The 22,432-nt window shown below is 67.9% G+C and carries 21 protein-coding genes; 11 read left to right on the plus strand and 10 right to left on the minus strand.

Translation table 11 applies throughout. The features are described from left to right. Positions 1 to 34: 34 nt before the first annotated feature. A complete protein-coding gene (locus tag ACLFA2_RS00380; RefSeq protein WP_021200753.1) occupies positions 35 to 619 on the plus strand; it encodes a TetR family transcriptional regulator in 585 nt (194 codons plus the stop codon). Here the strand turns inward: ACLFA2_RS00380 and ACLFA2_RS00385 are convergent. The 7 genes from ACLFA2_RS00385 to sufB form a co-directional block, all read right to left on the minus strand. Then, a complete protein-coding gene (locus tag ACLFA2_RS00385; RefSeq protein WP_426621834.1) occupies positions 582 to 1,949 on the minus strand; it encodes an MFS transporter in 1,368 nt (455 codons plus the stop codon). The two genes, ACLFA2_RS00380 and ACLFA2_RS00385, sit on opposite strands and share 38 nt — an antisense overlap. Then, positions 1,946 to 3,100, minus strand: coding sequence for a MalY/PatB family protein (locus ACLFA2_RS00390; protein WP_021200755.1), 1,155 nt, complete (start codon positions 3,098 to 3,100; stop codon positions 1,946 to 1,948). Before ACLFA2_RS00390 ends, ACLFA2_RS00385 begins: the two co-directional genes overlap by 4 nt. Positions 3,101 to 3,189: 89 nt before the next feature. Further along, entirely contained in the window at positions 3,190 to 3,519 is a 330-nt protein-coding gene (locus ACLFA2_RS00395) for a metal-sulfur cluster assembly factor (RefSeq protein ID WP_021200756.1), read from the minus strand. 9 nt (positions 3,520 to 3,528) lie between these two features. Continuing rightward, complete coding sequence (gene sufC, locus ACLFA2_RS00400; RefSeq protein ID WP_021200757.1) at positions 3,529 to 4,299, minus strand: Fe-S cluster assembly ATPase SufC; 771 nt, start codon at positions 4,297 to 4,299, stop codon at positions 3,529 to 3,531. Between the two features lie 3 nt (positions 4,300 to 4,302). After that, entirely contained in the window at positions 4,303 to 4,629 is a 327-nt protein-coding gene (locus ACLFA2_RS00405; protein ID WP_017830403.1) for a non-heme iron oxygenase ferredoxin subunit, read from the minus strand. Further along, a complete protein-coding gene (gene sufD / locus ACLFA2_RS00410; RefSeq protein WP_426621835.1) occupies positions 4,626 to 5,843 on the minus strand; it encodes a Fe-S cluster assembly protein SufD in 1,218 nt (405 codons plus the stop codon). Before sufD ends, ACLFA2_RS00405 begins: the two co-directional genes overlap by 4 nt. Continuing rightward, the gene (sufB, locus tag ACLFA2_RS00415; RefSeq protein ID WP_021200759.1) at positions 5,843 to 7,261 is read right to left on the minus strand and encodes a Fe-S cluster assembly protein SufB; all 1,419 of its coding nucleotides are present in this window, start codon (positions 7,259 to 7,261) and stop codon (positions 5,843 to 5,845) included. The genes sufD and sufB overlap by 1 nt, the downstream gene beginning before the upstream one ends. Before the next feature lie 233 nt (positions 7,262 to 7,494). Between sufB and ACLFA2_RS00420 the strand changes: the two genes are divergently transcribed. Both ACLFA2_RS00420 and ACLFA2_RS00425 read left to right on the plus strand, forming a co-directional pair. Beyond that, the gene (locus ACLFA2_RS00420; protein ID WP_167253987.1) at positions 7,495 to 8,601 is read left to right on the plus strand and encodes a COX15/CtaA family protein; all 1,107 of its coding nucleotides are present in this window, start codon (positions 7,495 to 7,497) and stop codon (positions 8,599 to 8,601) included. 66 nt (positions 8,602 to 8,667) lie between these two features. Next, a complete protein-coding gene (locus ACLFA2_RS00425) occupies positions 8,668 to 9,174 on the plus strand; it encodes a hypothetical protein (protein WP_426621836.1) in 507 nt (168 codons plus the stop codon). Between the two features lie 76 nt (positions 9,175 to 9,250). On the opposite strand, the gene ACLFA2_RS00430 is transcribed toward ACLFA2_RS00425, so the two are convergent. Then, positions 9,251 to 10,156: a heme o synthase gene (locus tag ACLFA2_RS00430; RefSeq protein WP_136024288.1), complete on the minus strand. Its 906-nt coding sequence runs from the start codon at positions 10,154 to 10,156 to the stop codon at positions 9,251 to 9,253. 220 nt (positions 10,157 to 10,376) lie between these two features. Here ACLFA2_RS00430 and tkt point away from each other — a divergent pair, with 220 nt between their 5' ends. From tkt to pgl, 6 genes are read left to right on the plus strand one after another with little or no spacing between them, the layout of a single operon-like run. Then, positions 10,377 to 12,488 carry a transketolase gene (gene tkt / locus ACLFA2_RS00435; RefSeq protein WP_426621837.1) on the plus strand — a complete coding sequence of 704 codons (2,112 nt, stop codon included), beginning with the start codon at positions 10,377 to 10,379 and terminating at the stop codon, positions 12,486 to 12,488. After that, positions 12,485 to 13,597 (plus strand): transaldolase, encoded by a 1,113-nt coding sequence (tal, locus tag ACLFA2_RS00440; RefSeq protein ID WP_167253984.1) that lies wholly within the window; start codon positions 12,485 to 12,487, stop codon positions 13,595 to 13,597. The genes tkt and tal overlap by 4 nt, the downstream gene beginning before the upstream one ends. Continuing rightward, positions 13,594 to 15,201 carry a glucose-6-phosphate isomerase gene (locus ACLFA2_RS00445; RefSeq protein ID WP_167253982.1) on the plus strand — a complete coding sequence of 536 codons (1,608 nt, stop codon included), beginning with the start codon at positions 13,594 to 13,596 and terminating at the stop codon, positions 15,199 to 15,201. Before tal ends, ACLFA2_RS00445 begins: the two co-directional genes overlap by 4 nt. Positions 15,202 to 15,222: 21 nt before the next feature. Continuing rightward, positions 15,223 to 16,773 carry a glucose-6-phosphate dehydrogenase gene (zwf, locus tag ACLFA2_RS00450; RefSeq protein ID WP_021200766.1) on the plus strand — a complete coding sequence of 517 codons (1,551 nt, stop codon included), beginning with the start codon at positions 15,223 to 15,225 and terminating at the stop codon, positions 16,771 to 16,773. After that, positions 16,770 to 17,705 (plus strand): glucose-6-phosphate dehydrogenase assembly protein OpcA, encoded by a 936-nt coding sequence (locus tag ACLFA2_RS00455; RefSeq protein ID WP_029260234.1) that lies wholly within the window; start codon positions 16,770 to 16,772, stop codon positions 17,703 to 17,705. The genes zwf and ACLFA2_RS00455 overlap by 4 nt, the downstream gene beginning before the upstream one ends. A gap of 5 nt (positions 17,706 to 17,710) precedes the next feature. Further along, complete coding sequence (gene pgl, locus ACLFA2_RS00460) at positions 17,711 to 18,490, plus strand: 6-phosphogluconolactonase (protein WP_029260233.1); 780 nt, start codon at positions 17,711 to 17,713, stop codon at positions 18,488 to 18,490. A 52-nt stretch (positions 18,491 to 18,542) separates the two neighbouring features. Here pgl and ACLFA2_RS00465 read toward each other — a convergent pair whose 3' ends face one another. Further along, on the minus strand, positions 18,543 to 19,652 hold the full coding sequence (locus ACLFA2_RS00465; protein WP_021200769.1) for a DMT family transporter: 1,110 nt from the start codon (positions 19,650 to 19,652) through the stop codon (positions 18,543 to 18,545). Positions 19,653 to 19,713: 61 nt separating this feature from the next. Between ACLFA2_RS00465 and def the strand changes: the two genes are divergently transcribed. Both def and ACLFA2_RS00475 read left to right on the plus strand, forming a co-directional pair. After that, positions 19,714 to 20,280 carry a peptide deformylase gene (def, locus tag ACLFA2_RS00470; protein WP_084487383.1) on the plus strand — a complete coding sequence of 189 codons (567 nt, stop codon included), beginning with the start codon at positions 19,714 to 19,716 and terminating at the stop codon, positions 20,278 to 20,280. Positions 20,281 to 20,448: 168 nt separating this feature from the next. Continuing rightward, on the plus strand, positions 20,449 to 20,916 hold the full coding sequence (locus ACLFA2_RS00475) for a septum formation family protein (RefSeq protein ID WP_231479813.1): 468 nt from the start codon (positions 20,449 to 20,451) through the stop codon (positions 20,914 to 20,916). Between the two features lie 60 nt (positions 20,917 to 20,976). Here the strand turns inward: ACLFA2_RS00475 and ACLFA2_RS00480 are convergent, their stop codons facing one another. Beyond that, a complete protein-coding gene (locus ACLFA2_RS00480; protein WP_021200772.1) occupies positions 20,977 to 22,395 on the minus strand; it encodes a PucR family transcriptional regulator in 1,419 nt (472 codons plus the stop codon). Between the last annotated feature and the right edge of the window lie 37 nt (positions 22,396 to 22,432).

Raw genomic sequence — 22,432 nt, forward strand, 5'->3', positions numbered from 1 at the left:
TGTTCACCTGAACGTCGTTCACTATAATCGGAGCATGAGTCCCGAGCACAATCCGGCACGTCACGACCGCGACAGCGTGGCCAGGCGCGCTCTCGCCCTGCTCGACGAGGTGGGACTCGCCGATCTCTCGATGCGGCGCATCGCCGCCGGGCTCGACGTGCAACCCAGCGCGCTCTACTGGCACTTCGCGAGCAAGCAGGAGCTGCTGGCCGAACTCGCCGACCGGATCACCGCATCGATCCCTCACGGGAGCACCGACGTCCTCACGACCGCACGCGGCATCCGCGACGCACTCTTCGCCTACCGTGACGGCGCCGAACTGGTCCTCAGCACCTATGCGCTCCAACTCGGCTCGTCGCAGGCGCAGACCGCGCTGACCGATGCGCTCCGCGCGCAGGGAGCCCCCGATGCGGATGACCGTGGAGCCGCGATCCTGCATTTCGTGCTCGGACACGCAACGCTCGTCCAACAGCGCATGCATGCCGACAGCCACGGCGCTCTGCCCGACGCCGGCGCTCTCGACGTCACCGCCGGACTCGATGGCGTGTTCGACCTCGGGGTCACCGCCCTCGCGGGAGACCTCAGCGCGCCGGCGACTCCGCCGCGTGCCCGAGCCTGAGCCCGGGTACGACAGCCAACGCGACGAGAGCGATACAGAACGCGAAGACCGCGCTGAACGCCCCGGCCTCGCCGCCGAGCGTCGCGACACCGAGACCGGCGAGTGCGATGGCGACGGCTGATCCGGCCGCGTCCGATATCGACAACGCGGAGGAGTTGAACCCCTGATTGGTCTCGTCCGAGTAGGCCAGGGTCAGGACGGTGAGGCGTGGATAGAGCAGTCCCATCCCGCCGCCGGCGAATGCCCAGCCCACCACCACGACGGCCGCCGAGACGTCGAACAAGGCGGCGGTGAGCACGCACAGCATCGCGACCAGGAGTGACCCCAGGCTGATCGTCGTGATGCGGTGATTGCCGAGTCTCTCGCCGAACCGCCCCTGCAGGGCCGAGGCACCCGCCCACGCGAGGGCCGCGAGCATGAGGGCGACGCCCGCCCAGGTCGCGCTGAAGTCGAACTTCTTCATCAGCAGATAGGGGATGTAGGCCTCCGCAGCGAAGAAGGCTCCCGCCACGATTCCTCGCATGAGCACCACGCTGGGAAGCCCCAGCCCTGCCCGCAAGGTACGCCGCGGCAGGAGTGGCAGTACGGCGAAGCCGATCGCCAGCACGGCGCCGAGCGCCACCGGCCATCTGATCGAGGGGGTCATCTCGGCGGAGAAGCCGACGACGACGGCGAGGACCGCGACGACGACCGCGAGCAACAGGCGGACGATGAGCGTACGGCGATCCTGCGGCTCGCCACGCCCGAGGTCGACCCCACGGAGGCGGACGGCGATCATCAGGAACGCCGCAGCGGTGAGCACGGCCACGCCCAAGAAGGCCCAGCGCCAATCGAGATACTCGGCGACGGCGCCCGCCAGAAACGGACCGACCATGGACGGCACGACCCACGCCGCGGCGAAGGCGGCGAAGATCCGACCGTGCAGATGGGGCGGATACAAGCGTGCGACCACGACGTACAGTGCGACCGTCTGCCCTCCCGTCCCGAGCCCCTGGACGAGGCGTCCGACCAGGAACTGATGCATCGTGACGGCGAAGCCCGAGAGGAGCAGACCGATGATGAAGAGCGTCACCGCGACGTAGAGGGCGCCGCGGGGGCCGCGGGCATCTGACCAGGCTCCGGTCGCGACCATGCCGATCACGCTCGTCGCGAGGGTTCCCGCGAAGGCCACGGCGAACAGGGCCTCACCATCGAGAGCCTCGCTGACGATCGGCATCACCGTCGTGACGGCCAGAGCCTCGATCGCCGCGAGGAAGATCAGCGCGACCGCGCCGAGAGTCACCCAGATCCGTTGGCGGTCCCAGATCGTCGCGGCGTCGGCGGCGGTCATCGGCCGACGAGCGACGCGATGCGCTCGATGGCCTCGGTGAGGATCTCGGGGCTGGTGCCGAAGTTCAGTCGCACGTGGCCCGCGCCCTCCGCGCCGAACGACGGCCCGAAGTGCAGGGCGACCTTGGCGTCCTTGAGGATGCGCCGAGCGGGGTTGTCGCCCCACTCCAGTGCGGAGAGATCTATCCAGGCGAGGTAGCCCGCATCGGGGATGCGGTAGCGCGCGCCGGGAAGACGGGCGGCGAGAAGATCCTCGAGCAGCACGCGGTTCTCGTCGAGAGTGCGCAGCAGACCGTCGAGCCACTCATCGCTCTCCTCCGAGAACGCCGCGACGGCCGCGAGCAGCCCGAACTGCCCCGTTCGCCATTCGACCTCGACCGGAAGACCTCGGACGACGGCGCTGGTCGCGTCGTCGGCCGTGACCATGAGGGCGCACTTGAGCCCGGCCAGGTTGAACGCCTTGCTGGCGCTCACGACGGCGTAGCCCACCCGCTGTGCAGAGTCGCTCACGGACAGGAAAGGGGTGAACCCCGTGCCCGGTTGGGCGAGGGGCGCATGGATCTCGTCCGAGACGACCGCGACGCCGAACTCGTCGGCCAGCTCCGCGAGCGCTGCGAGACTGTCCCGATCGTGCACCGTGCCAGTGGGGTTGTGCGGGTTGCAGAGCAGGATCGCCGTCGCACCGTCGTCGAACGCCGCGCGGATCCCGTCGATGTCGAGCTCCCAGCCGGTGCCGGTATCGCGAAGCGGTACCCGTTCGACCTCTGCACCGGCCTCGGCGACCAGATCGTAGAAGGGTGGGTACACGGGCGGCGTCACGACGATCCGCTCCCCCGGCTGCGTCACGCGACGCAGGATCTCCACGATCCCCATGCTCACGTCAGCCGTGCTGCGCATCCGGGCCGGGTCAGGGTCCCACCCGTAGCGTCGGCTCGCGAAGGCCGCGAACGACTCCGCGAGCGGCGTGCGCGAGGCGACATACCCTGTGTCACCGATCTCCACCGCACGCTGCAACGCCGTCGAGATGGCCGGAGCCAACGGGAAATCGGTCTCCGCGACGAACAGCGGCAAGACGTCGGCGGGGTACTCCCGCCACTTCTCGCTGCTGCGCTCGCGGAGTTCCGCAAGAGGCAGGGCCTTCACCTGAAGCATTGGTTCTCCCGAGGTTCCGACACGCGCCGTCGCGGTGCCATCCGATCCGACGCACGCCGATGATGCCTTCCGGCAATGCTCCTGCGGGGTCAGATAGCGAAGCCGAGGGCGCGCATCATGTCGCGTCCGTCATCCGTGATCCGCTCCGGGCCCCACGGTGGCATCCAGACCCAGTTGATCCGGAAGCGATCGACGACGCTGTCCAGAGCCTGGGCGGTCTGGTCCTCGAGGACGTCCGTGAGCGGGCAGCCGGCGCTGGTCAGCGTCATGTGGATGACGAGAGCATCGTTCTCGTCATCCCAGGCGAGGTCGTAGATGAGGCCGAGGTCGACGACGTTGATCCCGAGCTCGGGGTCCATGACGTCTTTGAGAGCCTCGGTGACCGCGTCGTACTTCTCGTCCGTGAGGGTCGCTGTCATGCGATCAGCCTACGCCTCGATGGGGGCTGCAGGGTCGAGGAAACGGTCGTATCCCTCGTTCTCCAGCCGGTCCGCGAGCTCGGGGCCACCCTCTTCGACGATCTTGCCCGCGACCACCACGTGGACGAAGTCGGGCCGGATGTAGCGGAGGATACGGGTGTAGTGCGTGATCAGCAGCACGCCGAGCCCGGTGGACTCCTTCGCACGGTTGACGCCCTCGGAGACGATCTTGAGCGCGTCGACGTCGAGGCCGGAGTCGGTCTCGTCGAGGATCGCGAACTTCGGCTTCAGCACCTCGAGCTGCAGGATCTCGTGACGCTTCTTCTCGCCACCGGAGAAGCCCTCGTTGACGTTGCGCTGCGCGAACTTCGGGTCCATGCGCAGGTTCGACATGGCCGCCTTGACGTCCTTGGTCCAGCCGCGGATCGCCGGCGCTTCGCCGTCGAGTGCCGTCTTGGCCGTGCGCAGGAAGTTCGTCACCGTGACGCCGGGGATCTCGACCGGGTACTGCATCGCGAGGAAGAGGCCGGCGCGGGCCCGCTCGTCGACGCTCATCTCCAGGACATCCTGCCCGTCGAACGTGATCGAACCGGAGGTCACCGTGTACTTGGGGTGCCCGGCGATCGTGTATGCCAGCGTCGACTTGCCAGAACCGTTGGGGCCCATGATGGCGTGGGTCTCACCCGTGTTCATGGTGAGGTTGATTCCGTTGAGGATCGGGGTGGTCCCCGCATCGGTCTCGACCGTCACATGCAGGTCGCGGATCTCGAGAACAGACATTCTTCAGACTTCCTTAATCACAGTCGGATCGATGAGCACGTCGTCGCCGTCGATCTGGACGACGTAGACGGGGACGGGCTCATATGCGGGGAGATTCTGGGGCTTGCCGGTGAGCAGCGAGAAGGCGGAGCCATGGGCCCAGCACTCCACGGTGTCACCCTCGACGAAGCCCTCGGACAACGAGATGTCGCCGTGGGTGCAGGTGTCGCCGATGGCGTGGATGACGCCCTCGCCGTCTTTGATCACCGTGATGGGGACGCCGCCCGGGTCCACGCGCAGCGGCATGTCCTGTTCGAGGTCGGCGACGCCGCAGACGCGCTCGGCGGTCATGCGCTCACCTCGGCGAGCTCCGTCTCGATCGCTGCCAGCAGTTCGGTCTCGAGGGCGGGGATGCCGAGGCGCTGCACGATGTCGGTGAGGAACCCGAGCACGACCAGACGTCGCGCCTCCTCCTCGGTGATGCCGCGAGCCTGCAGGTAGAACAGCTGCTCGTCGTCGAACCGACCGGTGGCACTCGCGTGTCCGGCGCCGAGGATGTCACCGGTCTCGATCTCGAGGTTCGGGATGGAGTCGGCACGCGCGCCCTCCGTCAGCACCAGGTTGCGGTTCGCCTCGTAGGAGTCGGTTCCGGTCGCGTCGGCGCCGATCAACACGTCGCCGATCCACACGCTGTGCGCGCCCTCACCCTGCAGCGCGCCCTTGTAGAGGACATCACCCTTGGTGTGGGGTCCCTTGTGGTGCAGGTAGACCTGACTCTCGAGGTGCTGCCCGGCATCCGCGTACGAGAGCCCGTACAGGTACCCCTCGGACCCGGCGCCCGTCAGCTCGACGCTCGGGTTGACGCGGACCACTCCGCCGCCGAAGCTGATCACGAAATGCCGGAGTGTCGCGTCTGCTCCGACCGTCGCCTGGTGAGCGGACGCGTGAACCGCGTCGTCTTCCCAGCGCTGGAGACTGACGACGGTGAGCTTGGCTCCGTCGCGCACGATGATCTCGACGTTCTGCGCATACTGCGCGGAACCGGAGTGCGCGAGCACGATGGTGCCGCGCGAATGCGGGAGGGCTTCGATGAGGATCTGCCCGAAAGCGCGCTTGTCTGCGCCCTTCCCCTCGACGGGGACGATGATCGGCTCGTCGAGTTCGGCCTCGGCAGGGATCTGGATGTGCAGACCGCGGGGGCTGTGCTTCCACGCGAGGGCGCTCGGCAGATCCTCGGGGCGGAAGAACTCGCCGTACGGGCCCTTCTCGTCCGCAGACGGCTCGAGGAACGCTTCGGCCGCGCCGAGACCATAGGTCACCGCGTCCTCGTCTCCCTGCTCGTCGGTGAAGAGTCCGCCGAACTTCGCGACCGGCGTGTGCTTCCAGTTGACCTCGCGCCCGGTCGGGGCGCCGAAATCAGTGGGTTCGAAGGAGTGCGGGCGCTCCGAGCGGGTCTGCACGGGGACGAATCCCGCGGCGGCGACCTGTGCCGCCGGATCGATGTGCGCGCTCACGGGCGCGTCGGTGTTCTGCGCCTCGGCGGGCGCTGTCGTCGAGGCCGTCACTAGCCGACCGATCCTTCCATGCCCATCTCGATGAGCTTGTTCAGTTCCATCGCGTACTCCATGGGAAGCTCCCGTGCGATCGGCTCGATGAAGCCGCGCACGATCATCGCCATCGCCTCGTCCTCGGGCATGCCGCGGGACTGCAGGTAGAACAGCTGCTCCTCGCTCACCTTCGAGACCGTGGCCTCATGGCCGAGCTGCACGTCGTCGACGCGGATGTCGATGGCCGGGTAGGTGTCGGAGCGGGACTTGGTGTCCACGAGCAGAGCGTCGCAGCGCACCGTGTTGGCGGAGTGGTGCGCCGCCGCGTCGACGCGCACCTCGCCGCGGTATCCGGCACGTCCGCCACCACGAGCGATCGACTTCGAGACGATCGACGACTGCGTGTAGGGCGCCATGTGGATCATCTTGGCGCCGGCATCTTGGTGCTGACCGGGACCGGCGAAGGCGACGGACAGGGTCTCGCCCTTGGCGTGCTCGCCCATCAGATAGATCGACGGGTACTTCATCGTGACCTTGGAGCCGATGTTGCCGTCGACCCACTCCATGGTCGCGCCCTCGTACGCCACGGCGCGCTTGGTGACCAGGTTGTAGACGTTGTTCGACCAGTTCTGGATCGTCGTGTACCGAACGCGGGCGTTCTTCTTCACGATGATCTCGACGACGGCCGAGTGCAGGGAGTCCGACTTGTAGATCGGAGCCGTGCAGCCCTCGATGTAGTGGACATAGCTGTCCTCGTCGGCGATGATGAGCGTCCGCTCGAACTGCCCCATGTTCTCGGTGTTGATGCGGAAGTAGGCCTGCAGCGGGATCTCGACGTGCACGCCCTTCGGGACGTACACGAACGAACCGCCAGACCACACGGCGGTGTTCAGCGCGGCGAACTTGTTGTCGCCTGCGGGGATGACGGTGCCGAAGTACTCCTCGAAGAACTCGGGGTGCTCGCGCAGTGCCGTGTCGGTGTCCATGAAGATGACGCCCTGGGCTTCGAGGTCTTCGCGGATCTGGTGGTAGACGACCTCGGACTCGTACTGAGCCGCGACGCCGGCCACGAGGCGCTGACGCTCAGCCTCGGGGATGCCGAGGCGCTCATAGGTCTCGCGGATCTCGGCGGGAAGGTCTTCCCACGTCTGCGCCTGCTTCTCGGTGGAGCGGACGAAGTACTTGATGTTGTCGAAGTCGATCTCGCTGAGGTCTGCACCCCAGGTCGGCATCGGCTTGCGCCCGAAGAGCTGGTACCCCTTGAGACGGGTCTTCAGCATCCATTCGGGCTCATTCTTGAGGCTCGAGATCCCACGGACGACGTCTTCGGAGATGCCGCGTTTCGCGATGGCACCCGCAGCATCCTCATCGTGCCAGCCGAATTCGTACACCCCCAGACCGTCAAGCTCCGGGCGGTCGATCAGCACATCCGACATCCAACACTCTCCTCACAGGTCCCAAACGGTGTCATCCGCCCCGACACACCTGATCCCCGTCGAGTCTGCGGGAGCGGGTGCCGTTGGTGGGCCCTCATCACCGGCGCTTCCATCGCGCCTAAACTGTTGACGATGCTTCAGCGCTGTCAGCGCTCATCGCAACAATCCGATTCTACAGGTTCCGCCTGACAGACGGGCCATGCCCGCCGCGTCCCGTGCGGTCCGGAGGACTTATGCCCGAGACGATGATCCCCGCCAGCTCGACGACGCCGGCGGTCCCCGCCCGTTCCTCGTCCTGGGGGCGCGCGTTGACGGTCTTCGCGTGGTTGTCGTTCATCAGCGAGACCATCATCATCGGCACCGGCGGCGCCGTCCGTCTCACCGGATCGGGCCTGGGATGCTCGGACTGGCCCCTGTGCACGCCGGACTCACTGGTGCCGATCCTCGAGGTGCAGGGCATCCACGGGATCATCGAGTTCGGCAACCGTCTGATGACCGGCGTGGTCGGGATCATCGCGCTGGTCGTGGTGCTGCTGGTGCTGCGTCTGTTCAGCGGGAAGCGCGGCCTCGTCAACGCGCTCTGGTTCGCGGCCGGCGGCCTCGTCGCCGCGGGTGTCGCCTACGCCGTCGCCGCTCCGTTCCACATCCCCGCCTTCCCGATCGCCTCCGGTGTCCTGCTCATCGCGGTCATCGCCGCGGCTGTCCGATCCGTGCGCACGACTCCGGCGAGACGGGACCTCGTCCTGCTCGCCTGGCTCACGCTGATCGGCGTGGTCGCGCAGGCGCTCGTCGGCGGCATCACGGTCCTCACCGGACTCAACCCGTTCATCGTGGGCTTCCACTACACCTCGTCGCTGCTGCTCGTGTGCATCACCGCGGCCTTCCTCGTGCGGTTGAAGACCTCCCCCGGACCGCGCGAGCGTGCGGTGCCCGCCTGGTTCGCCGTCGTCACGCACGTGACCGGCCTGGCTCTGGCGGTCACGATCGTGTTCGGCGTGCTCACGACCGGCTCCGGCCCGCACTCGGGCGACGCCGATGTGCTGCGTCACGGGTTCGACGCGACCGTGCTGGCACACGTGCACTCGTGGCCGGGCTACATCCTGGCGGCGCTAGTGCTGTTCCTCACGGTCGCGGCGTGGGTGCTGCGACTCGAGCCGCGCCGGTGGCTGCTCGTCCTCGTCCTCGCGATCCTCGTGCAGGTCGGCGTCGGCGTCTGGCAGGCCAGAGAGGGCCTCCCGCCTGTCCTCGTCGGCATCCACATGGTCTTGGCCTCGCTCTCCGCCGCGACCTACACCGTGGTCGTGCTGCACCTCAAGCGCACGGCCGCAGCCGCGGACTGACCCCGCACAGGCGATCCACAGGCGGCGCATCGTCGACTCATCAGGATGTCGGCGATGATGGTCCGCATGAACAAGTCACTCACACGAAGCATCGGATTCTGGCTCCTCCTGGTCGTGTCCCTCGCCACGACGGCGGTCGGCGCCTGGCTGATCTCCGGTCAGATCGGCACGATGACGACCACGCTGCTCGATGGCACCGCCACCGGCGTCGAGGTATACGTCGGTCAGTCGCTCGTCGTGGTGGGTGCCGGCGTGCTCGCAGCCGGAATCGTCGGCATCCTGCTGACCCTCGGACTCGTCGCTGCACGTTCACTCGTCCCCACGCCCGCCCCGGCCGTCGTCGAAGCGATCGACTGGACCGTCGAGACCGACGAGACGCCCGCCCCTGTCGCGGTCGCCCCTGCGGTCGACACCACGCCGTCGACCGACGCCACTCCTGTGTCCGAGGACGTGGCGACCGACGCCGTTCCCGAGACCGCGGCCACGAACGACACGGCCCCGAATGACGCGGCCACGAACGGCGCGCCCGCGACCGACGCCGAGCCGGACAGCACTCCGCCGATCACCCGCTGATCGTCGGAACGGATGACGACGGAGCGGCGCCGAGGAATTCCTCGGCGCCGCTCCGTCGTCTCAGACGTAACCCGGGTCAGAACGGCAGCAGCGGGTCGACCGCAACCGCCACGAAGATCAGCGTGAGGTAAGTGATCGACGCGTGGAAGACGCGCATCGGACGCGGTTCGGTTCCGTGGACCGCACGGTTGTAGAGGCGGTGCGACTCGTAGATGAACCATCCGCCGAACACCGTGGCAGACACGGTGTACACCAGCCCCATGTTCGCGATCGGGATGAGGAGAAGCGAGCAGGCGACGGTGGCCCACGCGTAGAGGATGACCTGGAGGCCGACCTGCGAGGCGTTGCGCGTGACGCCCAGCATCGGAACGTCGACATCTTCGTAGTCGTCCTTGTACTTCATCGACAGCGGCCAGTAGTGCGGCGGCGTCCACAGGAAGACGAGGAGGAACAGGATGAACGCCGGCCAGTCGAGCGAACCGGTGACCGCGGACCATCCGATGAGCACCGGGAAGCAACCGGCGATCCCGCCCCAGATGATGTTCTGCTCGGTGCGGCGCTTGAGGATCATCGTGTAGATCACGACGTAGAAGAAGATGGCCGTCGCCGAGAGGGCCGCCGTGAGCCAGTTCGTCGTGACGAGGAGCCAGACGGTCGAGGCGACGGCGAGCGTCCACGAGAAGACCAGGGCGCCGCGCGGGCTGACCTCGCCGGTCACCAGCGGGCGGTTCTCGGTGCGGTGCATGTGCGCATCGATGTCGCGGTCGAGGTACATGTTGAAGGACGCCGCGGAACCGGCGCTCAGCGAGCCGCCGATGACGGTGGCCAGCACGAGCCACAGGTTCGGGAGTCCGCCCTGCGCCAGGAACATCACCGGCACGGTCGACACGAGCAGCAGCTCGAGGACACGCGGCTTGGTCAGCGTGACGTAGGCCTTCACCGTGCGACCGATGGACGACTTCCTCACGGTCTGATCAGACATCGTCGAGATCTCGATCGCCTCCTCCGCACGTGTGACCGGACAACCTCTCCAGTGTATGACACGGGATGACGTGTTCCCGCTCGCGGGCCCGCGTAGCGCAAGGCACGTCACCGCTATGCTGAAAACACTCGCGCGCCCGGCGATGTGCACACTTCTCCGTGATGATGCGGATGCGCCAGGGAATACGGGCGCCCTCGAAACTGTCGGAAAGGGCATGAACGTGTCGGAATTGCAGTGGGATGAGATCGATCGACGCGCGGTGGACACCGCTCGAATCCTGGCGGCCGATGCCGTGGAGAAGGTCGGTAACGGTCACCCCGGCACAGCCATGAGCCTCGCTCCGGCCGCGTATCTCCTCTACCAGCGGGTGCTGCGTCACGACCCGACCGATGTCGACTGGCTCGGTCGCGACCGGTTCATCCTTTCGGCCGGACACTCCTCCCTCACCCAGTACGTCGAGCTGTACCTCGGCGGCTTCGGTCTCGAGCTGGACGACCTCAAGGCGCTGCGCACCTGGGGCTCACTGACGCCGGGCCACCCGGAGTACGGCCACACCAAGGGTGTGGAGATCACCACCGGCCCCCTCGGCCAGGGCCTCGCATCGGCCGTGGGCTTCGCGTACGCCGCCCGGTACGAGCGCGGTCTCTTCGACCCCGAGGCTGCGGCCGGTACGAGCCCCTTCGACCACTTCGTGTACGTGATCGCCGGTGACGGCGACCTGCAGGAGGGCGTGACCAGCGAGGCCTCCTCGCTCGCGGGCCACCAGCAGCTCGGCAACCTGATCGCGATCTACGACTCCAACCAGATCTCCATCGAGGACGACACGAACGTCGCCTTCACCGAAGACGTCGCGAAGCGCTACGAGTCCTACGGATGGCAGGTGCAGGTCGTCGACTGGAAGAAGACCGGCGAATACATCGAAGACGTCGCCGAGCTGTTCGCTGCGATCGAAACCGCCAAGGGCGAGACCTCGAAGCCGTCGCTGATCATCCTCAAGACCATCATCGGCTGGCCGTCGCCGGGCAAGCAGAACTCCGGCAAGATCCACGGCTCCGCTCTCGGCGCCGACGAGCTCGCCGCGACCAAGAAGGTGCTCGGCTTCGACCCCGAGCAGAACTTCGTTGTCGCTGATGACGTGCTCGCACGCACCCGTGGACTCGCAGCTCGCGCCGCCGATGTCCGTGCCGCCTGGCAGGAGTCGTTCGATGCCTGGGCCGCCGCGAACCCCGAGAAGAAGGCCCTGCTCGACCGCCTGGAGGCGCACGAGCTGCCCGGCGACATCACGAGCGCGCTGCCCGTCTTCGAAGCCGGCAAGGAGGTGTCGACCCGCGCCGCGTCCGGCCAGGTCATCAACGCCCTCGCTGCCGAGCTCCCCGAGCTGTGGGGCGGTTCGGCAGACCTCGCCGAATCGAACCTCACCACGATCAAGGGCGCGCCGTCGTTCATCCCGGCGGAGTGGTCGACCCACGAGTGGTCGGGCAACCCCTACGGCCGAGTGCTCCACTTCGGCATCCGCGAGCACGCCATGGGCGCGATCATCAACGGCATCGTGCTCCACGGACCGACGCGCGCCTTCGGCGGGACCTTCCTGATCTTCAGCGACTACATGCGCCCGCCCGTGCGTCTCGCAGCGCTCATGAACGTGCCCAGCATCTTCGTCTGGACCCACGACTCGGTCGCCCTCGGCGAAGACGGTCCGACCCACCAGCCCGTCGAGCAGCTCGCGACGCTCCGCGCGATCCCGAACTTCACAGTCGTGCGACCCGCGGACGCGAACGAGACGGCAGCGACGTGGCTGGAGATCCTCCGCCGCCACGAGGGACCCGCCGGCATCGCCCTGACTCGCCAGAACATCCCGGTGTTCGAACGCGGCGAGGGCGCAGCCTCCGGCGACACCTTCGCCTCGGCCGTCAACGCCGCCAAGGGCGCCTACGTCCTCGCTGAAGCACCCAACGGCACCCCGGACGTCATCATCGTGGCCACCGGCTCGGAGGTGCAGCTCGCGGTGAACGCCCGCGAGGCGCTGGCTGCGGAAGGTGTGAACGTGCGGGTCGTCTCCGCTCCGTCGCTGGAGTGGTTCGACGAGCAGGATGCGGAGTACCGCGAGAGCGTGCTTCCCGCCTCCGTCACCGCCCGTGTCTCGGTCGAGGCGGGATCCGTGCTCAGCTGGCGCGGCATCGTCGGCGACCGCGGCCGTTCGGTCGGCATCGACCACTTCGGCGCCTCCGCGGACTACAAGACCCTCTTCGAGAAGTTCGGCATCACCACCGAGGCCGTCATCGCGGCCGCCCGCGAGACCATCGCGGCCAACAGCACCAAGGAGAACGCATGAGCACCCCCACCGCACAGCTCGCCGCCGCCGGCGTCAGCATCTGGCTCGACGACCTCTCCCGCACGCGCATCTCCTCGGGTAACCTCGCCGACCTGATCTCGTCGCGCAACGTCGTGGGCGTGACGACCAACCCGACGATCTTCGCGAACGCGATCACCGACAAGAACGACACGTCGTACGACGCTCAGGTCACCGAGCTCGCCGCCTCCGGCGCCACTGCGGAGGAAGCGGTCTTCGCCGCGACCACCCAGGATGTCGCTGCCGCCCTCGACGTGTTCCGCCCGGTCTGGGAGGCATCGAACCACGTCGACGGCCGCGTCTCCATCGAGGTCTCCCCCGACCTGGCGCATGACACCGCCGGCACCGTGGCACAGGCCAAGGAGCTGTGGTCCAAGGTCGACCGCCCGAACCTGCTCGTCAAGATCCCGGCGACCAAGGCCGGTCTCCCCGCCATCGCCGAGGCGATCGGGGCGGGCATCAGCGTCAACGTCACGCTGATCTTCAGCCTGGAGCGCTACGCCGAGGTCATCGAGGCATACCTGACCGGCCTCGAGACCGCCAAGGCCGCGGGCATCGATCTGTCGACGATCCACTCCGTCGCCTCGTTCTTCGTGTCGCGCGTCGACACCGAGACCGACAAGCGCCTCACCGCGATCGGCACGGAGGCCGCAGAGGCCCTCAAGAGCAAGGCTGGGCTCGCCAACGCACGCCTCGCCTACGAGTTGTTCGAGAAGACGTTCGCCGGCGAGCGTGCCACGGCTCTCCTCGACGCGGGCGCGAACCTGCAGCGTCCGCTGTGGGCGTCCACCGGCGTCAAGGACCCGGCCCTGCCCGACACGCTCTACGTCACCGAGCTCGTCGCCCAGGGTGTCGTCAACACGATGCCCGAGAAGACGCTCGAGGCCACGTTCGATCACGGTGTCGTCACGGGCGACACCATCACCGGTGGTTACGAAGAGGCCCGCGCCGTCTTCGCCGGGCTCGCCGAGGTCGGCATCGACTTCGCCGATGTCACCCAGGTGCTGGAAGACGAGGGCGTATCGAAGTTCATCGACTCGTGGCACGATCTGCTGACGCAGGTCGCCGAAGGACTGGAGTCGCAGCGATGACGTTCTCGATCCACACATCCGGTGCACCCCGCGCCGCGATCGATGAGACGGTACCCAGCCTCGTCCATGATCTGATCGCCTCGCGCATCACCGGCGGAGACGCGACTCTCTGGGGCCCCGCGGCCGAAGCCGAGGCCTCCGTGCGCCTCGGATGGGTGGAGGCCGTCTCGGTCTCCCGTCCGCTCGTCGCCGAGATCGTCGCACTGCGTGCCGACCTCGAGGCCAAGGGCGTCACCCGCGTCGTGCTGGCGGGCATGGGCGGTTCGTCGCTCGCGCCCGAGGTCATCGCGCAGACCGCGGGCGTCCCCCTCACGATCCTCGACTCCACGGCTCCGGGACAGGTGCTCGCCGCTCTCGACGAGGGCCTCGCCGACACCGTGCTCGTCGTCTCGTCGAAGTCCGGCTCCACGGTCGAGACCGACTCTCAGCGGCGCACGTTCGAGGCGGCGTTCCGCGACCTCGGCATCGACCCCGTCGAGCGCATCGTGGTCGTCACCGATCCCGGCTCGCCGCTCGACGCCTCGGCTCGCGAGGCGGGTTACCGCGTCTTCAACGCGGACCCGAACGTCGGCGGACGCTACTCGGCGCTCACCGCCTTCGGCCTGGTGCCGTCCGGGCTCGCGGGGGTCGACATCGATGAGCTGCTGAACGAGGCCGAGGCCTCGCTGCTCGAGGTGGCCGTCGACTCGGCCGAGAATCCCGCCCTGCGCCTGGGCGCGGCGATCGCCGCGACGAACCCCCGCCGCGACAAGCTCGGGCTGATCACCGACGGCACGCACATCAAGGGTCTCCCGGACTGGATCGAGCAGCTCATCGCCGAATCCACCGGCAAGGAGGGCACGGGCATCCTCCCGGTCGTCCTGCTCCCGGTCTCCCCCGAGCTCGATCCCGTGCCCGCCGACCTGCAGATCGTCCGACTGGTCGATGACGCCAACGAGTTCCACCTGCACGAGCGTCACGAGGGCGAGATCCTCGTCAGCGGAACGCTGGGCGCCCAGCTGATCGTGTGGGAATACGCCACGGCGATCGCCGGACATCTGCTGCGCATCAACCCGTTCGACCAGCCCGACGTCGAGTCGGCCAAGGTCGCTGCTCGCGGCCTCCTCGACGCGCGTCCGGAGCCGACCGCTCCCGCATTCGTCGAGAACGGCGTCGAGGTCCGCGTGTCGGATCCGGCTCTCGCCGTGTCCGGCAACGTCGAGGGCGTGCTCGATGCTCTCTGGGCCCGGCTTCCGGCAGACGGCTACGTGTCGATCCAGGCCTACGTCAACCGTCTCGAGGTGCCGCAGCTCCAGGGCCTGCGCGAGCTGGTCGCGGCAGACTCCGGAAGACCCACCACGTTCGGATGGGGGCCGCGGTTCCTGCACTCGACCGGCCAGTATCACAAGGGCGGCCCCGCGCAGGGCGTGTTCCTGCAGATCCTGGAGCGCACCGAGGTCGACCTCGAGATCCCGGACCGTCCCTTCACCTTCGGGCAGCTCATCCAGGCCCAGGCCGCCGGTGACGCTGCTGTGCTCGCCGAGCACGGCCGCCCCGTCGTCACGCTGACGATCACGGAGTCCTCCGACGACGTGCTCGCCCTCTTCGAAGCCGCACAGAAGTAACAGCAGGAGAATCCCCCACCGATGTCTGTTCCCATCTCGCGCGGGCACAACCCGCTGCGTGACCCCGATGACCGCCGTCTCAACAGGATCGCCGGGCCCAGCGCCCTGGTGATCTTCGGCGTCACCGGAGACCTGTCACGCAAGAAGCTGATGCCCGCGGTCTACGACCTCGCGAACCGCGGCCTTCTCCCTCCCGGGTTCGCCCTGGTCGGATTCGCCCGCCGAGACTGGGAGGACCAGGACTTCGCGCAGGTCGTCTACGACGCGGTCAAGGAGCACGCTCGCACGCCGTTCCGTGAGGAGACGTGGACCCAGCTGCTGCAGGGCATCCGGTTCGTCTCGGGTGAGTTCGACAATCCGGACTCGTTCCGCAAGCTCCGCGAGACCATCGAGAAGCTCGATGTCGAACGCGGGACGATGGGCAACCATGCGTTCTACCTGTCGATCCCGCCCAAGGACTTCCCGCTGGTCGCCAAGCAGCTGAAGGACTCCGGCCTCGTCGGCGAGAACAGCGACGACGACGAGCGCTGGCGCCGTGTCGTGATCGAGAAGCCCTTCGGGCACGACCTCGAATCGGCGCGCGCACTCAACGCCGCGCTCGAGGTGGCCTTCCCGGCCGACTCGATCTTCCGCATCGATCACTACCTCGGCAAGGAGACGGTCCAGAACATCCTGGCGCTGCGCTTCGCGAACGAGCTGTACGAGCCGATCTGGAACCGCAACTACGTCGACCACGTGCAGATCACCATGGCCGAGGACATCGGTGTGGGTGGACGCGCGGGCTACTACGACGGCATCGGCGCGGCACGCGACGTGATCCAGAATCACCTTCTGCAGCTGCTGGCCCTCACCGCGATGGAAGAGCCGATCAGTCTCTCGGCGGAGCACCTGCGCGCCGAGAAGGAGAAGGTCCTCGCCGCAGTCCACGTTCCGGACGACCTCTCCCTCGCGACCGCGCGCGGTCAGTACGCGGGTGGGTGGCAGGGCGGCGAGAAGGTCACCGGTTTCCTGGAAGAGGAGGGGATGAACCCCGAGTCGACCACGGAGACGTATGCCGCGATCAAGCTCGAGATCGATACGCGCCGCTGGGCGGACGTGCCGTTCTATCTGCGCACGGGCAAGCGCCTCGGACGGCGCGTGACCGAGATCGCCGTCGTCTTCAAGCGCGCACCGCAGCACCTCTTCGGGCGCGGCAACGCCTCGGAGCTCGGACAGAACGCTCTGGTCATCCGCGTGCAGCCGGATGAGGGCGTGACGATCCGCTTCGGCTCCAAGGTGCCGGGCAACGGCACGAACGTGCGCGACGTGACCATGGACTTCGGATACGGTCACGCCTTCACCGAGGCGAGCCCCGAGGCCTACGAACGCCTGATCCTCGACGTCCTCCTGGGCGATCCGCCGCTGTTCCCGCGGCACGAGGAGGTCGAGCTCTCCTGGAAGATCCTCGACCCCGTGGAGAAGTACTGGGCAGCCGAGGGCGGTCCGGTCGAGCAGTACGCGCCCGGCTCGTGGGGACCGGCATCCGCCGACGACCTGCTGGCCCGCGATGGACGAGTCTGGAGACGCCCGTGATCATCGACCTTCCCGACACCACCGTCAGCCAGGTCGCGAAGCAGCTGGTCAAGGTGCGCGAAGAGGGCGGCGCCGTTGCCCTCGGGCGTGTGCTCACCCTTGTGATCGCCGCACGCAACGGCGTCGCCGAAGCGGCGATCGACGCGGCGAACGACGCCTCACGAGAGCACCCGATGCGCGTGATCGTGATCACGACGGGCGAGGGCGACTCTCGCCTCGACGCGCAGATCCGCGTCGGCGGAGACGCCGGCGCCAGCGAGGTCGTGGTCCTCCGCGCCTTCGGGGACGCGGCCAGCAACGAGGAGAGCCTGATCACCGGACTCCTGCTTCCGGATGCTCCCGTGGTCGCCTGGTGGCCCGAAGCCGCCCCCGTGGCACCCGCCCAGTCGCCCCTCGGCAAGATCGCCCAGCGCCGCATCACCGATGCCGCGACGGCGACCGACGTCCGCGACCGGCTCGCCCTGCTCGGCGAGACCCACGCCCCTGGCGACACCGATCTGGCGTGGACCCGTCTGACCCATTGGCGCGAACAGCTCGCGGCCGTGCTCGACCAGCCGCCGTACGAGCCGATCACCGGCGTCGAGGTGCGCGGGGCCGCGGCATCGCCGTCGACCGCTCTGCTGGCCGCCTGGCTGCAGATGGCCCTCGACGTTCCGGTGCGCTGGTCGTACGAAGACCCCGAGCACTGGGCGGAGGGCATCAAATCGGTGCGCCTGACTCGCGAGTCCGGAGACATCCTCCTGGAGCGTCCGACTCCCGGCGTGGCCGTGCTCACGCAGCCCGGGCAGCCGAACCACGATCTGCACCTGCCGCGACGCACTCTTCGCGAGTGCCTGGCGGAGGAGCTGCGTCGGCTCGACCCCGACGTCCTGTACGGTCGAGTCATCACCGAGGGCTGGGAGAAGTTGGGTCCGCCCGAGACAGGAGAGTGACGTCGATGACGACATCGTCCGCCGAGAAGCGGGTCGTGGTGGAAGCCACGCCCGCCGCCCTCGCCACCCGTGTGGCCGACCGATTCCTCACGCGGGTGCGCGCGCGCACCCGCAACGGTCGGATCGCACACATCGCCCTCACCGGTGGTTCGATGGGTGGAGCGGTGCTGCGCGCGGCGTCCGAGCACCCCCGGGCGACCGAGATCGACTGGTCACTCGTGCATTTCTGGTGGGGTGACGAGAGGTTCGTGCCGCGCGACGACGTCGACCGCAACTCGCTGCAGTCACGACAGGCCCTCCTCGATCACATCCCGGTGCCCGTCGAGAACGTGCATGAGGTCGCGGGACCAGACAGCGGTCTGACATTGGACGAATCCGCGGCGGCCTACGCCGCCGAACTCGCGCGGTTCGGCACCGAGGAGCATGCCTGGCCCTCGTTCGCCGTGTGCTTCCTCGGCGTCGGTCCCGACGGCCACATCGCGTCGCTCTTCCCCGATCGGGAAGAGGTCACGGTGACGGATGCGGCCGTCCTCGCCGTCCGCGACTCACCGAAGCCGCCGCCCGAGCGCGTCACGCTGACCCGCCCCGTGCTCAACTCGTCGAAGCGCGTGTGGCTCGTGCTGACGGGTGCGGACAAGGCATCAGCCCTGGGGCTCGCTCTCGCGGGAGCGAGCTACACGAGCGTGCCCGCTGCCGGGGCCAAGGGGCGCAAGCGCACGGTGTTCTTCGTGGACGAGGCTGCGGCCGCCGAGGTGTCGGTCGACCTGATCGATCAGGCGTACTGAGTCCGTATCGCCACGGGCGACCGGCACACCTCCACGGACGAGCGGAGCGGCGCTAGGGCCGGTCAGCGGAGCCGTCGTACGGCGGCGGAGTCTCCGGGCTCACCGACCCGCTCGAGCGCTCAGGCGCAGCCGTGGAGGAGGAACTCGATGATGCTGCGCCCTCCGTCCCGCCCTGCCCAGCTCCGCCCGGGGTGCTGCCACCCGGGGTGCTGCCGCGTTGGATGCCCAAGTCCTGGCTGTCGCTGAGCACCTGAGGATGGTAGCGGGCCAGGCCGACCACACCCCACACGGCGATGGCTCCGGCGACCGCGAAGATCACGAGCACCCACCACGGTGCCGCAGCGGCCTCGCCCAGCACGACCATGCCGATGAGCACCGCGACGAGAGGGTCGACGACCGTGAGCCCGGCGATCACGAGGTCGGGCGGACCTGAGCTGTACGCCGTCTGCACGAAGTATGCACCGACCGCGGCTGCCGAGACGAGCGCGAGCACGCAGATGCCGGTGATCCACTCGAACTGACCTGCTTCGATGCGCTTGATGACCACCTTCGCGAGCGTGGCGACGAATCCGTAGAGGATGCCGGCGCCGATCACGTAGAAGAGCGCCCGCATGCGATGGCGCAGGATGAGCCAGCACGCGCCGAGCACGATGATCACGACCAGGAGGAGCGCCAGGATCACGAACAGCTCGCGGTCGGTGACGTCCTGCTCGGTCGCGTAGATCGCCGCGAAGAAGACGAAGAGGAAGATGCCGCCCACACAGGCCACGATCGCGGTGAGCGACTGTTTGGTGGGCGTATGACCGGAGACGCGGGCGTTGAGCAGAGTGGTGATGACGAGCGCAATGGCGCCCAGCGGCTGCACCACGATGAGCGGTGCCTTCACGAGCGCGGCGAGCTGGCAGATCACGGCGAGCCCGAGCATGAGTGTGCCGATGAGCCATGATGGGCGGGTGAGAAGCCGTTTGAGCTGATCGAAGCTCAAGCCCGACGCGCCGTTGGCACCGCTGAGACGCTCGACCTTCTCGACCCCGCGGTGCTGGTACTGCGCTCCGAGCGACATGAAGACGGCACCGGCGAGAGCGAGGGGGATTCCGAGCAGAAGGCCCGGGTTCTGGAAGGCGCCGACGAGCTGATCGCCGACATCCTCGACCGCGTTCATCCATACCCCGGCATTCACAGTACGACCCTACCTGCCGACTGCCGCCGACTAGGGTTGTGACGTGGCTGTACTTCCGATTCGCATCATGGGCGACCCCGTCCTGCACTCCCCTGCTTCCCCCGTCGACGAGATCACGGAGGACATCCGCACCCTCGTGGCCGACATGTTCGAGACCATGGACACGGCGCCTGGAGTCGGCCTCGCCGCTCCGCAGGTGGGCGTTCCCCTGCGGATCTACACCTACGCGTACGTCGATGACGACGACCAGCCCTGGCGTGGCGTTCTCATCAACCCCGTGCTCTGGATGGTGCCGCTCGAGCCCGGCGACCCGGACCCCGACCTCGAGTCCGAAGGCTGCCTCTCCTTCCCGGGCGAGCGGTTCCCGCTGCGGCGGTCGGAGCGCGTCCACGTGACGGCGACCGACCTGGAGGGCCAGCCGGTCTCGATCGACGTCGACGGCTGGCGCGCACGCATCATGCAGCATGAGTTCGATCATCTCGACGGCATCCTCTACGTCGATCGCCTCTCCGACGGCGATTGGAAGACAGCCCAGAAGGTCGCCCGCAAGCGCGGTTGGGGCCGCCCGGGATCGAGCTGGATGCCCGGCGTCGACGACCTCGAAGGCTGAACCGCTCTCAGCCGAACCACAGGCTCCTCGAAGTTGCATCACAGACTCGCGAACGGCTAGCGTGTTCGCGGCGGGGGCTTTTCGCATGCCTCCACATCACGCTTCGGAGGGGAACCAATCATGATGAAGATGCGCACGCGACGCGCTCTGATGCTCGCAGGATCCGCAGTGGCACTCTCAGTCGCCCTGAGCGGCTGCAGTGCTCTCAACAGCCTTCTCGGCAGCGGCTCCGGCGACGCCAACCGCGATGAGGAGACCGGCCAGGTCACGGAGAGCGCGAACGTCGGCGTCTTCTCGGTGAAGCTGGGCGACTGCATGCTCGACACCGGCTCCGGCATGCTCACGGACGCCAACGTCCTCCCGTGCACCGACCCGCACGACCAGGAGGTGTACTACGAGATCACCATGCCCGACGGCGAGTTCTCCGACTCCGACGTCGACGCGGCGACGCAGGAGTGCATCGGCGATGCCTACACGACCTTCGTCGGTGTGGCCTACCAGGACTCGGCCCTCGACGTCACCACGCTCGTTCCCACCAAGGACTCCTGGGAGCAGAACAACGACCGCGTGATCCAGTGCATCATCTTCGATCCGGCCGGACAGACCACCGGATCGCTGGCCGGCGCCGCACGCTGACCGACAGCCACCAAGGAGGGTCTCGCCAATCGGCGGGGCCCTCCTTCGTGCACGCGCGCATCAGTCGTCAGAGGCACGTATCGCGAGCCAGGCGGCCACCCGATCATCGGGATCGGCGAATGACAGCCCGATCAGGTCTTCGATCCGTCGGATGCGCGCTGCCAGAGTCTGCCGGTGGATCCGCAACCGCGTGGCGCTCTCGCCCCAGGCGCCGTTCGTGGCGAGGAACACGCGCAGGGTCTCGATGAGCTCGGTCCGCTGCTCGGCGGCCCTCAGCGGATCGAGAAGCCGCGCGATCCTCTGCGTCTGGTCCGCATCCAACTGCCCGAGCACGAACGACACCGTCGGGATCGACGAGTAGCGGACGACGCGCTCCCCTCCCGCGCGAGCCGTCTCGCAGGCTTGACGGGCTTCATCGACACTGCGGGCGAGCGCATCCGTCGTGGCGGGCCGACCGAGCCCGAGATAGAGCGTCGAGGCGAAGGACCGCGCCCGATGCGCGATCTCCTCCGCATGTTCCTCGCGCACAACGCCGCGGATCAGACCACGCTGCGCGGCGAAGACATGCTCCGCCCCGAGCTCATCCAGCCACAGCGCCAGCAGATGCTCCACGTCCACGCCACTGGTGCGCGAGGTCAGGACGAATCCCACCAGACTTCGTTCGTGCACGCCCCAGCGACGCAGGAGACGCGTCGCCTCCTCCCCTCCCTCGAGCACGGTCTCCAGCATCATGGATCGGCCGAGACGCTCGAGGTGGCTGCTGTCCCGCGTGCGCATCAGAAGATCGAGCAGTGCCGCGGCCTGCGAGCTGAGCTCCCTCCCCCGACCCGAGCTGTCGTTGCGGGGTGCGGTGACGAGTTGGGCGGTGATGTCCTGCCCCGGGCCGACCGGATGCACCTGGAGCGCGCGATGGCGCACGCGAACCGGGCGCCCCACGGCGACCGCCACGGCGTCGTCGATGTGCAGGCTTCCCGCTCCCGCCGTCGTGATCACCTCCCCGTGGCGGTCGAGGAGCACCGCCCATCCATCGATCCGATGCGCGAGCTCGGCGATGACCCCCGTGATGCCGCTGCGGCGTGCGGCCAGGGTCAGCACCCGCATCGCCGAAGTGATCGCTCGGGCCTCGGCTGCCTGGTCGACGGCCAGCAGGGCCGTCAGCATCGGCGTCAGCAGCTCGCGCGACGTTCCTGCCCCGACGATCGCCGTGATGCCTCCGTCCTCGAGCAGACGTCGGAAAGAGGGCGTGTCCGCATCCGTCACGACGACCACGTCCCGGAGCAGGGCGACCCGCTCCGCATCGTCGGCGAGCCGGTCCAGTTGCCAAGCGTCGACGGTGACGAGAGTGGTGAAGAGACTGTCGGTCGGGGCGCCGAACACTTCGAGCGCGACGACGGAATTCACATGTCGCGAACTCGGAACGCCCCCGTGCAGCAGCTCCCCTTGGAGGTATCGCGCCACGGAGGCGACATCACGAGCCATCTTCTGATCATACAAAGTGTGAACACGCGCTTTGCAA

Origin of the sequence: Microbacterium sp. As-52 (assembly GCF_049949185.1) — a bacterium.
GTDB classification, from domain to species: domain Bacteria; phylum Actinomycetota; class Actinomycetes; order Actinomycetales; family Microbacteriaceae; genus Microbacterium; species Microbacterium maritypicum_A.